13 protein-coding genes are annotated in these 17,122 nt (G+C 25.8%); 8 read left to right on the forward strand and 5 right to left on the reverse strand.

The features are described from left to right. Positions 1–253 precede the first annotated feature (253 nt). Together BHYOB78_RS12425 and BHYOB78_RS12430 are read left to right on the forward strand one after the other, a co-directional pair. Positions 254–1,639, forward strand: coding sequence for an MATE family efflux transporter (locus tag BHYOB78_RS12425; RefSeq protein WP_012671133.1), 1,386 nt, complete (start codon positions 254–256; stop codon positions 1,637–1,639). Between the two features lie 81 nt (positions 1,640–1,720). Further along, a complete protein-coding gene (locus BHYOB78_RS12430) occupies positions 1,721–3,109 on the forward strand; it encodes an MATE family efflux transporter (protein ID WP_020064880.1) in 1,389 nt (462 codons plus the stop codon). Between the two features lie 420 nt (positions 3,110–3,529). Here BHYOB78_RS12430 and modA read toward each other — a convergent pair whose 3' ends face one another. The 3 genes from modA to BHYOB78_RS12445 form a co-directional block, all read right to left on the reverse strand. After that, positions 3,530–4,303: a molybdate ABC transporter substrate-binding protein gene (gene modA, locus BHYOB78_RS12435; RefSeq protein ID WP_020064879.1), complete on the reverse strand. Its 774-nt coding sequence runs from the start codon at positions 4,301–4,303 to the stop codon at positions 3,530–3,532. 400 nt (positions 4,304–4,703) lie between these two features. Then, positions 4,704–5,999, reverse strand: coding sequence for a replication-associated recombination protein A (locus tag BHYOB78_RS12440; RefSeq protein WP_020064878.1), 1,296 nt, complete (start codon positions 5,997–5,999; stop codon positions 4,704–4,706). Then, a complete protein-coding gene (locus BHYOB78_RS12445; protein ID WP_020064877.1) occupies positions 5,992–6,984 on the reverse strand; it encodes a DUF8042 domain-containing protein in 993 nt (330 codons plus the stop codon). Before BHYOB78_RS12445 ends, BHYOB78_RS12440 begins: the two co-directional genes overlap by 8 nt. Positions 6,985–7,200: 216 nt before the next feature. Here BHYOB78_RS12445 and BHYOB78_RS12450 point away from each other — a divergent pair, with 216 nt between their 5' ends. Further along, entirely contained in the window at positions 7,201–9,051 is a 1,851-nt protein-coding gene (locus BHYOB78_RS12450) for a methyl-accepting chemotaxis protein (RefSeq protein WP_020064876.1), read from the forward strand. Positions 9,052–9,101: 50 nt separating this feature from the next. Here BHYOB78_RS12450 and BHYOB78_RS12455 read toward each other — a convergent pair whose 3' ends face one another. Continuing rightward, the gene (locus tag BHYOB78_RS12455; RefSeq protein ID WP_020064875.1) at positions 9,102–10,865 is read right to left on the reverse strand and encodes a tetratricopeptide repeat protein; all 1,764 of its coding nucleotides are present in this window, start codon (positions 10,863–10,865) and stop codon (positions 9,102–9,104) included. Positions 10,866–11,268: 403 nt separating this feature from the next. Between BHYOB78_RS12455 and BHYOB78_RS12460 the strand changes: the two genes are divergently transcribed. The 5 genes from BHYOB78_RS12460 (at position 11,269) to scpB (ending at position 15,944) form a co-directional block, all read left to right on the forward strand. Beyond that, a complete protein-coding gene (locus BHYOB78_RS12460; RefSeq protein ID WP_020064873.1) occupies positions 11,269–11,886 on the forward strand; it encodes a carboxymuconolactone decarboxylase family protein in 618 nt (205 codons plus the stop codon). A 24-nt stretch (positions 11,887–11,910) separates the two neighbouring features. Continuing rightward, positions 11,911–12,288 (forward strand): hypothetical protein, encoded by a 378-nt coding sequence (locus BHYOB78_RS12465; RefSeq protein ID WP_012671143.1) that lies wholly within the window; start codon positions 11,911–11,913, stop codon positions 12,286–12,288. A 215-nt stretch (positions 12,289–12,503) separates the two neighbouring features. Further along, positions 12,504–12,755, forward strand: coding sequence for a DUF167 domain-containing protein (locus tag BHYOB78_RS12475; protein WP_028331364.1), 252 nt, complete (start codon positions 12,504–12,506; stop codon positions 12,753–12,755). Positions 12,756–12,830: 75 nt separating this feature from the next. Beyond that, positions 12,831–15,137 (forward strand): tetratricopeptide repeat protein, encoded by a 2,307-nt coding sequence (locus BHYOB78_RS12480; RefSeq protein ID WP_020064871.1) that lies wholly within the window; start codon positions 12,831–12,833, stop codon positions 15,135–15,137. Positions 15,138–15,272: 135 nt separating this feature from the next. Beyond that, a complete protein-coding gene (gene scpB / locus BHYOB78_RS12485) occupies positions 15,273–15,944 on the forward strand; it encodes an SMC-Scp complex subunit ScpB (RefSeq protein WP_012671146.1) in 672 nt (223 codons plus the stop codon). Between the two features lie 353 nt (positions 15,945–16,297). Here the strand turns inward: scpB and BHYOB78_RS12490 are convergent, their stop codons facing one another. Next, on the reverse strand, positions 16,298–17,044 hold the full coding sequence (locus BHYOB78_RS12490) for a hypothetical protein (RefSeq protein ID WP_020064870.1): 747 nt from the start codon (positions 17,042–17,044) through the stop codon (positions 16,298–16,300). Positions 17,045–17,122: the final 78 nt, after the last annotated feature.

Genomic DNA, 17,122 nt, shown 5'->3' on the forward strand with positions numbered 1-17,122 from the left:
ATCATTTATTTCTATCTCTTATTGAGAATATGATTAAATCTATTTTAATTTATAATAAACATAATATTTTGCATTATGTTTATCTTTTTTGAATGATTTTATAATTTTTAAACTTTTTTCTATAAACAATGCAATAATAAAAAAGTTATTAATAGGTTTTGAAAATAATATGTTTCAAGACTAATTTTTATGAAAACATTATGATAAAAATAAAAACACTATACAATTATAAAACTTATAAATGAGGACAATCATGGAAAAAGATAAGATGTTGGAGCTTACAGAAGGTAATGTAAACAAAGGACTTATAAACTTAGTTATACCTATGATATTAGGAAACCTTTTAAATATTGCATATAATATAGTTGATACTATTTGGATTGGTCAGATGATAGGCCCTAAAGGACTTGGTGCTATTGCTGTTAGTTTCCCAATAATATTGATACTTATGGCTATAGCTTCAGGTGTTACAGTAGCATCCAATATTTTAATAGGACAGTATTTCGGTGCTAATGATAAGGATTCCGTAATATATGTTTCAAGAGTTTCTACTACTATAAGTTTGATAACTGCTTTAGCTTTGGCTATTATAGGATATATATTTGCTCCTGCTATGATGAGATTTTTAAATACTGCAGATAGTATAATGGAATATTCAGTAAGCTATTTCAGAATAAGCATGATAGGTTTTCCATTTATGTTTTATTATTTTTTAGTATCTGCTTTGCTTAGAGGAATAGGCGATACTGTAAGACCTTTAATATTTTTGGCTATTTCTTCTGTATTAAATTTAATATTAGACCCGCTTATGATAAAAGGAATAGGGCCTTTTCCTGCTATGGGACTTGACGGTGCTGCTTATGCTACAGCTTTCTCCCAATTTGTTTCAGTTGCTGTAAGTATGATATATTTAAAAATGAAAAATAGTATTGTAAAAGCCAATCCTTTTGACTTTGCATTTGATTTGAATATCACTAAATTGATGTTTAGAATAGGGCTTCCATTTGCTGCTATGCAGTTAATAGTATCTGTAAGCTGGTTATTTTTAAATAGACTTATAAATACTTACGGAGAATCAGCATCAGCTTCAGTTGCTGTATCTATGAGAGTGGATTCTTTATCATTTCTTCCGCTTTTAGCATTATCTGCCGGTATTGCCACTATGACAGCTCAAAATATAGGTGCTGGAAAAATGGAGAGAGTAAAGGAAATATTTAAAGCTGGAATGATGCTTTCTGTAGGAATATCTGCATTTATGGCTATTTTTTCTGTATTGTTTCCTGAACTTATTGTAAGAATGTTTACTAAAGATATGAGCGTTTTGAAATATACAAAAAGCTATATTTATGTTGTTATGCCTTCTATAATAATGCTTGCTGTAATGTTTACTGCTAATGGTGTTATTAATGGAGCTGGTAAAACTTTTATGCTTATGCTGTTTGCTTTTTGTGCTCATATAATAATCAGAGTGCCTCTTGCATATATGATATCTCCTCAAATGGAATTATGGGGTATATGGACTGCTATGGCTATAGGTAACTTTTTCAGTATGACTTTCAGCTTACTATACTATTTTTCAAACAAATGGAAAAAAGATGCAAATATAGCCTCTCATTCCGCAGCTGAACATAATATATAAGTACTAAAAATATTAATTATTGACTTTTATATATCTTCTGTATAAAATTATCTAATAAAAAATGATTAAGGTAAATTAATAATGTCAAAAAAAGAGAACATATTAGATTTAACAGAATGTAATGTAGCTAAAGGGCTTTTAATATTAGTTATCCCTATGGTTTTGGGTAACTTATTAAATGTGGCATACTCTACAGTCGATGCTATTTGGATAGGTCAGATTGTAGGTTCTAAAGGACTTGCAGCTGTTTCAATAAGTTTTCCTCTTACGATGGTTGTTACAGCTATAGCTTCAGGAATAGCAACTGCTGTGAATGTTTTAATAGGACAGTATTTCGGTGCCAATGATAAGGAATATGTAACATACATTTCTAAAGTTTCAACTACTGTAAGCTTAATAACTGCTTTAATATTATCAGTATTAGGATATGTATTTGCTCCTGAATTAATGATATTTTTAAATACTTCTGAAACTATAATGGAAAATGCTGTAAATTATTTTAGAATAAGCATGATTGGTTTTCCATTTGTATTCTATTACACTTTCGTTTCTGCTTTGCTTAGAGGTATAGGGGATACTGTAAGGCCTTTAATATTTTTGATAATATCTTCTGTGATAAATATAGTATTAGATCCTATTTTAATAAAAGGAATAGGACCAATGCCGGCTATGGGTGTAGAAGGCGCTGCTTATGCTACAGTATTTGCACAAGCCATATCCGTAATAGTAAGTATGATTTACTTAAAAGCAAAAAATAGTATTGTAAGGGCTAATCCGCTTAATTTCACATTTGATTTAAATATAACAAAATTAATAATAAAAATAGGTTTGCCTTTCACTCTTATGCAGCTGATATCTTCTATAAGCTGGTTATTTTTAAATAAAGTTATTAATTCTTATGGAGAATTAGCTTCAGCATCTTTTGCTGTAGCTGCTAGAATAGATGCTTTATCATTCGTACCGCTTTCTGCTATTCTTTCAGGTGTAGGAACTATGGCTGCTCAGAATATTGGTGCTGATAAAATGTATAGAATAAAAGAAATATTTGGTACCGGATTAAAAATTTCTTTAGCTATAGCATTGATTATGACTGCATTATGCATACTGTTTCCAGAGTTTATCATAAAAATATTTGTACAAGATGATAATATAATGCCGTATATGAAAAGCTATATATATGCCGGTGTGCCTTCAACAATATTAGTTGCCATTATATTTTCAGCAAATGGTATTATTAATGCTTCCGGAAAAACTTTTGTAATTATGCTGTTTACTTTATTTACTCATTTTCTAGTAAGAATTCCTGTTGTTTATTTATTATCTCCAAAAATAGGTTTATGGGGAGTGTGGATTTCTATGTCTGTTAGTAACTTCTTCAATATGGTTTTCCATTTAGTTTATTATTATTCAAATAAATGGCAAAAGAATGCCAATCTCACATTGAACTCTCCTTCTAAAGAGGATAATTAGAGCATTAAAATAAATTCTAAATTTAAATAAAGCTTGGGCGGGTGCTAATAAATTCTAATTTGGCTTTAAATATAAATAACACTAAACTTTAAAATAAAGCTATAAATTTAAAAAAGTGGGGGTATGTGAATAAAGTTTTAAAAATTAATTACAATTGCCCACCCTTTATGCTTTTTACATCGTTAAGTCATTTCTAGATTATTTTCCTTTTTTGTTTTAAACTGTTATTTTAGCTGCCCGCCCAGGATTTTTTTAAATTTATTATGTACTAAGCGCACGCAGAGCAGAATTTAAAATATAGAATAATTTATAATTATAATTTAAATCATATATATATAAATTAGCCTACCGTGCGTTAAATAAATAAAAAATAAAATAATACTTAAAATTTTAATCGGATAATAAAGATAAATGAATTCTCTATATAACAATTCCAAATCCATAATCTTTTAATATATTAAGATTTTTTTCTGAACATAAATAACTAATGAAATCTCTTGCCTCTTTCTCTTTTAAAGATTTTTTTAACACAGCAATACTATAAATTATATCTGTATGAGTTTTAGGTTCGGCAGCTATTTGTAAATTATTATTATTATTAAGTATAGCTTCTGTTATATAAACTATACCGCAGTCTATTTTATCATTTTTTACTAAATCAATTACTTCTTTAGTGTCTTTACCGAATATAATTTTCTCCGAAATGATATCATATATGTTAAATTTTTTTAATATTTCTTCCGTATATTCTCCTATAGAAGAAGTCATAGATTCTCCAACAGCTATCTTCTCTATATAATCATTAGTTAAATCCCAAAAAGAGTCAAGATGAATATCTGAATCTTTTGGCATAACTAATACTATATCATTTTTAAGAACATTTGTTATACTGTCATTATATAAAAAATCTATACTCTTTAATGCATTCATTTCCCTAGCAGAAGCTGAAAAATATAAATCAGCATAAGCTCCGGATTGTATCTGTTTTCTTAGTCTTCCTGATGAATCGAATGAACAGCCTATTTTTTTACCTGTTTCCTTTTCATAATTAGTACATATTTCACTTAACGGATTCATTAAACTAGCAGAAGCAAATATAATAATATCTTTTTCTTCTTTTTTGAAATTCGAACATGAAAATAAGAATATTAATGCCATAAAATATAAAATTGCTTTTATTTTATTGATTTTCATAAATATTTCCATAATATGTAATATACAAACTCTATTTTTAATTATATATAATTTACAGAATTAGTCCATATTATTAATAAGATTTTTTCATATTAAAGTTATAAAAACAGAATTTGTTATAAGATATATCAAAATAAATAATAGAATTTTGTAAATATTATGGTGGAAGCTTGGGGTATATATATATTCTAGTTATTCATTTTTATATTTTTTTGGATAATGCTTCCATATACCCCATGTTCCAAAGTTATATCATTCATACTAACCTCCATAGAAAATAAATTGAAATTTAAATCAAATGAAAGCAAATTATATGATTTCAAACATATAAAAATAAATAACATATATATCTATTTTTTATATAAATTAAAACAAATTTACTTTATTAAAGTAAAATGAATTATATATGCTTTATAATCCATTCATAGCGTTTTTTTAGTTCTCTTTCTTCGCCTATATCAACAGGTTCATAATACTCTTTTTTTACTCCATGCTCTAAATAGTCCTGCTTTACTATATGATAAGGGTAATCATGAGGATATTTATATTCTTCATCGCTTTTTTTATCGAATGTTGCAGAATGATTATCTCTCAAATAGTTTGGGATGGAATATAACTCTCCGTTTCTTATATCTCTTATAGCTTTATTAATGGCATTATAAGCGGAATTTGATTTAGGACATAATGCTAAATAAATAGTAACTTCAGCTAATGGTATTCTTCCTTCAGGCATACCTATAAAATCAATAATGCTCACAAGAGAAGAAGCAATATTCATAGCATTAGGCTCGGCAAGTCCTATATCTTCAGAAGCTAATATGCATAAACGTCTAGCTATATACCTTGGATCCTCTCCGGACTCAAGCATTCTAGCTAAATAGTAAATTGCCGCATTAGGATCGCTTCCTCTTACACTCTTTATAAATGCACTTATAGTGTTGTAATGTTCATCTTCATCAAAACTTATAGACTGCTTACTTGTAACATCTCTTACTATTTCTTCTGTGATAGTAAGTTTTTCTTTAGATTCATCAATCTGAGTAGCTAAATATGATGCTTCAAGATATGTAAAAGCCTTTCTAACATCTCCATGAGAATAACGTACTATTAAATTAACCGCCTCATCTTCTACATCTACATCATATTCACCAAGTCCTCTTTTATCTTCAATTGCTTTTAATACGGCCTCTTTTATATCATTATCATCGAGATTTCTAAACTCAAAAAGCATAATGCGTGAAAGAAGAGCATTATTAAGATAAAAGTAAGGATTTAATGTTGTGCTTCCTATAAGTATAATGGATCCGTTTTCAACAGCAGGAAGTAAAGCATCTTGCTGACTCTTATTGAATCTATGTATCTCATCTATAAATAGTATAGTTTTTTTTCTGTTTTCTAAATTCTTTTCTGCTTTTTTTATAGCTTCTCTTATTTCAGAAACATTTGAAAGTACAGCATTGAGTTTTATATATTCGCTTTTAGTTTTTTTAGCTATAATAGATGCAACGGTTGATTTTCCTACACCTGGAGGTCCAAAGAAAACCATAGATGTGATCTTATCATTATCTATCATTTTTCTTAGGGTTTTATTTTTGTCTAATATATGATGCTGCCCGAAAACTTCTTCTATAGTGAGAGGACGCATTCTTTCAGCCATAGGCTTGAAATTATTAATGTCCTCTTCAAAATCAAACATTGAGTTTTTCAATATGTTCCTCTACAAGCGGTATATAATTCATAATATTTTCTATTCTTTCTTTGATTTCGTATTCAAGCAAATCAGCTATTGATATATAATCCTCATTTGCAAAAGCATCTAAAACATTATTCATCATTTCATTAAAATCATTTATAGCATCTGTAAGAGTAACAGCATTCAAAGAAATCTGAGAATAATCTATTGAATATATAGAAGCTACATTTGAAAGTATGCTGAATGCATAGCTTACTATACGGGAGAATTTCTCCGCATACATAAAAGCCTCTTTATCATTTCCGGATTGAAGTTTATTTACTATAGAATCAAGTATATCTAATATTAAAGGTAAGAATTTAGGCAAACTTCCTACTTTATATAAAGCATTACTGCTAGTTATATTTCCGGCAAATAAGAATATTGTATTTATTTTGGCTTCTTCTATAACAAGATACATAGTAGGAAGCATTTTTTCACTTAAAAAAGGTTTTAATTCATTATTAAAAAATTCATTAAATTTATCTATATTATCTGATGCATTATTAAATTTTTCTAATTTTACTTCGAGCATTTTTAATAAATGAATAATTCCATAAGATTCTAAACTCATATTAAATAGGAATATAGTTCTAGGTATAGAATCTAATACCCAATACATTCCATCTTTTAAATCTTCTATATCTTTACTATTTACTGAAACAGTATTTGATACTTTTTCTATATATTCAACTATAGACATAATAGAATATAGAGAATATTCAGCCTGACTTAATGCTTCAACTTCTATTTTCTGTATATTTTCTACAGGGATGGTTTCATATTCTTCATCTATATACGGCTGCAATTCTGTATTATCTATAATAACTTTATTTATTAAAAAGTCATTAGAATTGCACCATTCTTCTATAGGTTTTAATACTTCATATGCATTAGTTTCATTTTCAAGCATTACGGATAATTCTTTGCCGTTAATAAAAATATTCATAATTTTTGCACCATAACTTATATTTAAATCTATATCGTCTATAATATTCGGATTTTATCGGCTATTAATGATTACTTTTTAGTTATTAATTAAATTAAAAAATATCTAAATTTTTTTTAGAAAATTAATAAAAATATAAAAAAAATATTGACGATATAAAAATAATTATTATATTCAAAGCGTTGATAATTTTCATAAAGTATATGGAGTACAAGGATGAGTAAATTTAATAGTTTGGCGGTAAAGGTACCTGTAATTCTTTGTATTGTTACAACGATATTGATAACAATAATGCTTATCATTTCACTTACAATAGCAGGAAACGGAATATCAAAAAGCAGATTCGAAGGGTTTGAAACTACAGTAATGGGATATTCATCAGTATTTGATGCTTGGTTTAGAACACAATCTTATATACTTGAAACTTATGCTTCTATGCCTATCATAAGCGAATATCTAATTTCTTTGGATGAAGATGTAAAAGGAAAAGTAACTTCAAATCTAAAAACATTCAGAGAAAAGAATGCTTGTGCTATACATATAGGAATAGTTGATAAAAATGGTATCATAATAGCAGACAGCGATTATCCTAAATGGATTGGAACAAAATTTACAGACAGCAATATCAATGTTTGGAATAAACTTCACAATAGAGAATATGGTTACGGCAGCGTAAGTTATGGAAACGGTATTGCTCCTTCAGTGGTTAATGGAGAATTATCATTTATTTTTGCTGCTCCTGTAAAACATGAAAATAGAGAAATAGGCTATTTATATACTGTTTTTAACTGGAGAGAGTTTTATAAAAATTATATAGAAGGAATAAAATTGGGTAAAACAGGAGGACTAGATGTAATAGGTCCTAATATGAAAGTCCTTATGAATACTGATTATAATAAAGTTAATACGGACGCTCCTCAGGTTTATAAAGAAGTATTTAATAAAAATTTATCAAAAGGTGTTGTTGAATATACTGCTAATAATCATAAAATGATGGGGTCATATACTAAAATGAAATATGTGCCTTGGATTACTTCTATGACTATGACTTCAGAAGAAATATTTGCTGAAAATAGAAAAGCTGTATTAAGCGGTATAATATTAGGAATAATAACAATAGTATCTATAGCAATATTTATTAATATATTTATAAGATCTATAACAAAGCCTTTATCTTTAGTAGTAGATGAAGCTAAAAAGATAGAAAGAGGCGATTTAACAGAATTTACAGGAAAAATAAAACCTAGAAAAGATGAGATAGGAATACTTGCAGAAAGCTTTGCTAATATGAGACATAAATTAGTTGAAACTATTAAAGAAGTTAATGAAGCATCTATATGTATAATGAATGCTTCTGAAAAGTTGGCTAAGGGAAATGTAGAATTATCTAGAAGAACAGAGGCTCAGTCAGCAAGTTTGCAGCAGACAGCAGCTTCTATGGAACAAATGGCTTCTACTATAAAATCATCTACTGAATATTCTATAACAGGAAATAATATGATGATATCTTCAAAATCTTCTATAGATGAGGCAGGCGATATCATTATACAAACTACAAAAAATATAGAAGAAGTATATGATGCAAGCACAAAAATAAAAAATATCACTAAAATAATAGAAGATATTGCTTTTCAAACTAATATACTTGCCCTTAATGCATCTGTAGAAGCAGCAAGAGCAGGAGAACAAGGAAAAGGTTTTGCTGTTGTAGCAAGCGAAGTAAGAAATCTTGCACAAACTACTCAGTCATCTGTAAAAGATATTACTGATTTAGTAGAAAATGCTTATGATAAAATAAATAAAGCCACTGAAACAGCTCATCATTCTCAGGAAATATTTGCCGATTTAAGAGTAAAAATAGATGAAACTGCTCATATAATGAGAGGAATAAGCTCTGCAGCAGTAGAACAGCAGTCAGGTGTTGAGCAAGTTAATAGAGCGGTATCCGAAATGGACGGAGCTACTCAAATGAATAATGCTTTGGTTAATGATGCTGAAAATGCTTCAAAAGATTTAGTTGCTCAGGCTAATTCATTACAGCAAGCTATGAAATTTTTCAAACTATAAATAATAAATAATAAAAAAGAGCGCATATATTTTCATATATGTGCTTTTTTTTATAAATTATCTTCTATTATCTTCATTAAGATAAAATAAAGCTCTATATCCTTCTTCTTATAATAATAATGCATAGTATTTAATATGCTCTCGGAAGTATGATTGAATAGCTCTTCTATATCATCTATAACTTTTTTGGCATATTCCATTTCTAAATCACTTATAATATCAAAATTAGTTATAATATTTCTTATAGTTGTTATTTTATTAGTATTATCAAAATTATCTTTTACCGCATTATTAATTATATTTCTATATGATAAATAATTATCTATATTAAAATCATTAAAATCTATATAGCATTTCTTTTCTGTATTAGATGAATACAAATTATATAAATCATTCTTTTCTATATCCTGAAACAAAAGATTAATAAAATGCTCAATATCTGTTTTTTTAGAATAAATTTCTTCGTTATTTAATATTTCTTCTTTTTGATAAATATTTTCTGACTTATTATTATTTTCAAATGCAGAACTTATACTTTCAGGATTATTGTATCCTTTTGAATAGTTATAGTTATTATCATATGTATTAATATTTTTTATAAGTTTCTTATATTTGCTTATATAATTATTATATTTTTCTTTTTTTCCTGCTTTTAAATATAATTCAGATATTAATTTGTAGGTATCTGCTTCATCATCTTTAAGTTCTATAGACCTTTTTAAATTAAATAAAGCCTTTTTATAATTACCTAATCTAAAATAGCAGTCGCCAAGCCATAATAAAACTAAATAATTTTCTTCTTCATCATTTAAACTTAAAGACTTTTCAAAATATTTTGCTGCATCTTCATATTCACTGTCTACGTAATTAATATATCCTATCCAATAATAGGCTAAATAATTATTTTCATTACTATACTTTTCATTTATCTCTATAGATTCAAGTAAATAATGCACAGCATTTTTATAGCTTTCAAGTTTTGCATAGCAAATACCAAGATATAAATAATTCAAATATTCATCATTTTGTGAATCTGTGAGTTTGATAAAACAGTCAAGCTCTTCATCAATATCATTATTATCCAAAGCAATATTTCTTGCCTTTTCAAAACATTCATCTGATAAATCATTTTCATCTATAACTTTATAAAGAAGCCCTAAAGCAAACCAATTATCAAAATCATTATCTTTTAATTTTACAGATTCACTTAAATGCTCCAAAGCCTTATCATATACCTGCATTATAAAATACGTATTGCCTAAATAATATCTGCTTAGATAATCATTATCTTTCAAGTTTACAGATTTATTTAAATACATAATAGCTTTATCATAATTTTTCAATTGAATATGGCAATATCCTATATATCCATATACTAAATAATCTTCCGAACCTAAAGACATAGACAAATACATTAACGCTGTATTATATTCATTATCATTTACTGCTATTTTAGAATATGTTATTCCAAGCCATAAGGTATAATATTTATTATTATTATCAAGATTGTACGCTTCTTTAAAATATTCCAATGCCTCTTTATATACTCTCAAAGAATAGTAGCATCTTCCTATATAGTATTTATATATAGCCCTATTGGTGCTGAATTTCTCTAATGAAGAAGCCTTTATAAAATGCATCATAGATATATCATATCTTTTTAATCTATAACAGCAATATCCTGCTTTAAACATAGCTTCTATATTATTGGGGTTTATAGATAAAATATCATTGCATAAGGAAAATGCATCATTATAATTTTTATTTTTTATACACTCATCTACTTCATGCAGATATTTATTAATATTTTCCATATAATCCTTTTACACTATTAGTGTAATATTATAAATCATATTTAAGAAATTTTAAACTACTTGTAAATAATTATATATGCATTATTATAAAAAATTGTTTTATTTTAAAAGATATAAAAATAGTTGATTTTAGTATTATAAATATTAATTAAAAACAATACTAATATACAAAAAATTTAAAAAAAGGGTAATAAAATGGATAATATAAATTTTGATATACAAAGCAATAAAGACAATTATTTTGAAAGTGAAACTAATGCCTACATTAACCAGCCTAAAAAAATTTTACTATTGCTAGCTATAAACTAGCCTAAAAATAGCTGACAACTAAAGTTATCAGCTGCTCGTTTATAGCTTAAAAACAATACTAATATACAAAAAATTTAAAAAAAAGGGTAATAAAATGGACAATATAAACTTTGACATAAAAAGCAATAAAGACAATTATTTTGAAAGTGAAATAGAAGCATATATAAAACCTCCTAAGAAAATCCCTTTCTTTTTGAAATTTCCTATGTGGATAGCGAAAAAGAAAGTGAAAAAAGATTTACTGCTTCCAAAGATTTTAGCTTGGAATCCTAAAACTGCAATAAGTTCTGGAGTAATGGAAGCATTAATAACTCATGATGATAAAGAAGTACCTAAAAGGCTTTTGAAACTCATAAGAATACAGATTTCAATAGACGTAGCCTGTCCGTTTTGCATAGACATGAACAGCTTTGAATATGATAAAGAAAATGTAACAGATGAAGAAATAAAATATTTACAAAATAAAGATATAGATGCTTGCCCTACTCTATCGAATAAAGAAAAAATAGCTTTAAAATATATTTCAGCTATAACAAAAACACCTGTAATAATATCCGAAGAATTAATCACAGAAGTAAAAAAAGAGTATTCAGAACGTGCCATATTAATATTAGCTTCCACTGCCGCACAGGTTAATTATTGGGCTAGGCTTATAAGAGGATTAGGAGTTCCTACTGCCGGCTTTACAAATATATGTAAAATTAATAAATAAAATTTAAAATGAGATAAAAATACAATGTCAGGTTATATTTATAATATAGATAATATTTCTAATATTGTATTATATTGGGCTAAAAATATTTTTGTAATAGAGAATAATATTTATAAATCATACAGCGAGAAAATATATTTTAGCTTAATGAGTATTAAAGAAGATAAAGTAGATAATTATAAAACAAAATTATTAGAAATATTAGATTGGATCGTTCATGCATTTCAATTCATTAAATCTAATAAAGAAAAAATAAAAAATTATTATAATGAAAATATTTTAGATAATATACTTCTTGAAGAACCTGAACATTATGAATTGTATATAAAAGATAAAATATTATTTTGTTCATTATTGTATTTATGTAAAAACAAAAATAGTATTATATCTTCTCTGATTTAGAAAAGATAGAATTATTTAGAGATTTAATATTTAACAATGATATTGAATACAAATCTGAAAATATTATAAAAACTTTATTTGCTTTGAAAGAAATAATAAAGTTAAATGATATTAATAATTTTAATTCTATTGGATTCATATAATTTATATTGACAAAAGAAATATTATAAGTTTTAATAAAAAAATAAAATGATAAAAATATAATTCCATAATATATGAACATAGAAGTTAAAGTAACGGCTGGAGCTAAATCCAACAGTTTTAAATTCGAGAATGGGGCCTATTCCATTCGTATTATGGCTAAGGCTATAGACGGCAAAGCCAATAAAGCTATAATTGATTTTTTAGCCGATGAGCTTAATATCAAAAAAAGAGATGTTGAAATATTAAAGGGCGAGAAAAACAGCAAAAAACTTATCTCTATCAATATAAATGATAATGAATTAAAAAAGTATTTTAATAAATAAAAAATTACATTTTATTGTTGACATAATATACATATTCATTGTAAAATATTTACAATAATTGTATACGGGGTTTTTATGTACAATACAAAGATGGAAAATCTTTTAAATGAAGTTTCATACAGAATAAATAATGAAGATTATCATCAAACTCTTGAAATACTTGACGGTATATTAAAAAAAGTCCCTAAAAATTATAGAGCAAATCTATATAAAGGACAGGTATGCGTCGAGCTTAAAGAGTATGAAGATGCTGTTAGATATTTTGAAGAAGCTAAAAAAGTAGATATAAAAACTTTTAAATCTTATAATCTTCTTGGTATAAGCTATCATGCTATAAAGCAATATGACAAAGCTATAGAATGTTTTAATGAAACTTTAAAAATCACCCCTAATTCTTTTAAAGCATATAATCTTCTCGGAATAAGTTATTTTGAAAAAAAAGATTATACTAATGCTATAGAAAATTTTAATAAAGCTATAGAGATTAATCCTAAATATGATAAGGCTTTCAATAATTTGGCTTTATTCTATTATAAAAATAAAAAATATAATGAAGCAATAGAGTTTTTTGAGCATTCAAAATCTTTAGATGAAAGAGTTTTTAAAGCTTATGATATGCTTGGAATGAGCTATTATAATATAAATAACTATGATAAGGCAATAGAATGCTTCACTAAATTTCTTCAGTATAATGGTAAATCTTGTAAAACAGCAAATACTTTGGGAGCAGTATATTCTTTCCTAAAAGATTATGATAATGCCATAAAATATTTCAATATAGCTATAGACATTAATCCCAAATATGCTAATGCCTATAATAATTTAGCTTTGGTTTATTTCAATAGAAAGATGTTCGATAAGGCTGCACTTTATTTTGATAAGGCCAAAAAATTAGATGTTAATGCATTTACTGACTATAATAAATTAGGAATAAGCTACTATTCTAAAAAATATTATTATGAAGCTATAGAATGTTTTGAAAGAGTAATAGAAAAAAATTCAAATGCTTATAAGGCTTACAACTTTATAGGTATATGCTACTCTTCTAATGAAGAATATGATAAAGCTATAAATTATTTCAATAAATCTATAGAAATTAATGACAGATATTATAAGGCTTATAATAATTTAGCACTCGCTTATTATAATTTAAAAGATTATAATAATGCTATAGAAAATTTCAATAAATCAATAGATATAAATAATAATAATAATGCAGATTCATATAACGGCATAGGCTTATCCTACTATCATTTAGGAGAAAAAGAAAAATCATTAATTTATTTAAATAAAGCATTAGAGCTTAATCCTTCATACAACAATTCTTATGAAATATTATTCAGCATATATTATGATTTAGAAGAATATGATAATGCTTTGAATATTGCTGATAAAATTATAGAAGTAAATCCTAATTCATTTAAATATTATGATAAATTACTTTCAATATGTTTTGATAATAAAGATTATAATAAAGTTATAGAATATGCATCAAGAACTGATAAAAGAAATGATGATATTTACAATATGCTTGCAGAGTCATACTATAGAATAAAAGATTATGATAGTTCTTCTATATGCTATAATAAATTAATAGAAAATAAAAAATCATCTTTCGAGCTTTATAATAATTTAGCCGTTATATACTACTTGAAAAAAGATTATGATATGCTTTTGAACACTTATCAAAGATATATAGATAATTTTGATTTAAAAGAAGATAATTTTGCAAGCTATAATATATTTTTATTATCATATACTTTATTGAAAGGAAATATAATAAAATACAATGATTTCTTAAATTTATTTGAAAAATCTTTGAATAAAACTATAGAGTTTCATAATATACATAAAAATAATTCTTCTTATACTCTATATAAAAATATTAATTATAATACAGATACCCTTAAATTATTATTAGATAAGAAAACAGAAACAGAAAACATATTTGATATTTTAGAAAATACTATTGAAGAAGGAAAATTAACAGCGATAAAACCTGTTATAGAAAATTTTAATAAAAAGATGAATATTGATTTTTATTCATTCAGTTCATATATTAACAATTTAAATGATAATGTTATATGCATAGAATACGAAGCTAATGATTCAATCATAATTAAAACAAAAAGTTATAATGAAGAAAATATTTATGGAAAAACTGCAAAATTTATCACTAAAGAAGATGATATTCATTATGACACTTTACTTTCTATATTCAGCTATAATTCTGGAAATGATGATTACAGAGCAATTTTAAATAACAATAATATAACAATAAAAAGCATATACTTCCCTAAAAACTTTGATGATTCCAATATAGAAATTATAAGAAGAATAATCAATGATGAAAGTATTAAACTATGCAAAGAAAATAATTAATAATTGAAAATAAATTTATTTTCCCATAAAAATATATACACAAAATTATGTCTAAACGATTGAAAAAAGTTTTTAATATGCTATAATCTGGATATATTAAAAATAAAAAGGAAGTTATTTTTTAGGGATATAAATATGGATGAAATGATTGAAACAAGCGGTGCTCTTTTGGAGAATGAGATTTCAGAAAAGAATTCTGAAAATAATGCAGATACTCAGGCAGTAAATACTGAAAATAAAAACACTTTAGAGATAGACGATTCTATACTTGCAAATGAAGAAGAACTTGAAAAGATTATGGAAGCCATCATATATGTTGAAGGCAATGTTCCAATAAGCAGATTAAGAACACTCTTCAAATGCGAAAATTCTGACATAAGAACTCATATAGAAAATATAAATAATAGATATAGAAATGCCAAAAGTGCTATAGAGATACTTGAGGTAGGAGATTCTATACTTATGACTATAATACCTTCTACATTCGGTACTTTATCAGCAATATATGACAAAAAAAGAAAGAAAAAAATATCAAAAGCAATGCTTCAGACTCTTTCTATAATAGCATATAAACAGCCTTTAACTAAAGCTGAGATTGATGATATAAGACAAAGCGACAGCGGTTATCATTTAAGAGCTTTAATGGAAGATGGTTTCATTGCTTGGAAAGGAAGAAAGGATTATTTAGATAAAAGACAAACTTACGGAACTACTGATAAGTTCTTAATGCATTTTGGTATAAATAGTTTAGATGATCTTCCAAAATTAAGAGAGCTTAAAGATTTGGAATTCAATAAAGATGAATAATCAATAAAATAGAAAATAATTGAGAATAAAATATCAATAAATGATTAGGCTTTGCTTTATAAGAGTGAAGCCTTTATTTGTGTATTTTTTAATAAAATTTATTCAACGCACGGTGAGCTGATTTTTATTTATTATTAACATTATAATTCAAATATATCTAATATTTACAAAATATTATTCTACGTGCGGTGAGTACGCTATAAATTTAAAAAAATCCTGGGTGGGCAGCTATAAATTCTAATTAAGCAAAAAGAAAATATAAAGTAAAAATTACAAATTAAAGTTATAAGCCTATAGGGCGGGCAAATGTAATTAAAAATTTAAATACACTGTCAATTAAAAAATTTTATATACTAATCATTATTTCTGCCAAAAGATACACCTATATAAAACATAAATGATAAAGAAGATAATTGATAATTCTTTATTAAAGTTTTATCAATTATTTTTATATTATCAGTATTATAGGACATTGAAAAATCATAAAGTATATAAGCTCCATATAAAAAAGCTAATTTTTCGGTGATATAAGAAAGTCCATCAAAGTTTATTTTTATATAAGGAGATACAGGAACTTTATATATTGTTTTTATAGTATCAAAATTCCAACTTTTTTTATCCTGATGCATTAAAGAGCCTTCAAAAAACCCTTCTTTTTTATCTTTATCAATTTGAGCATATAAAGGTATTTTTATTCCAGCACCTATTCCTAATGAAAAATTATTAAAATTTATTTTAGGATTAAAGCCAATTAAAATATTATGAAATGTCAAAGTTTCTGTAACTTTAAAATAATTATATGAATCAGCATAAGGATATTCATAAGTTATAGTATTAGCATTTAAATAATATCCCAATTCAAAAAGAAAACTTATAGAGCTTATGGATATATTTTTATTCAATGCCAAATTATAACCAAGCTGAGTAATTACTCCAAACTCTCCTCCCAAATTTCCTTTTATACTTTCATAGGTATGATTAGGACGATTTAATGTTATAGACGCAAAACTCCCATTGATACCAAATGGAATAAATGCATTTACTTCAAATTGAGCAAATAAAGTAATATTTATAATTAAAAAAATGATTATTGCTTTCATATTGTTGCTAATAAAAATTGTTCGCTTATAATCCTCTGCCATTCTTGCGAATGCCAGAGGCTCACAATTTTTATGGTT

The organism is Brachyspira hyodysenteriae ATCC 27164 (genome assembly GCF_001676785.2).
Taxonomy (GTDB): domain Bacteria; phylum Spirochaetota; class Brachyspiria; order Brachyspirales; family Brachyspiraceae; genus Brachyspira; species Brachyspira hyodysenteriae.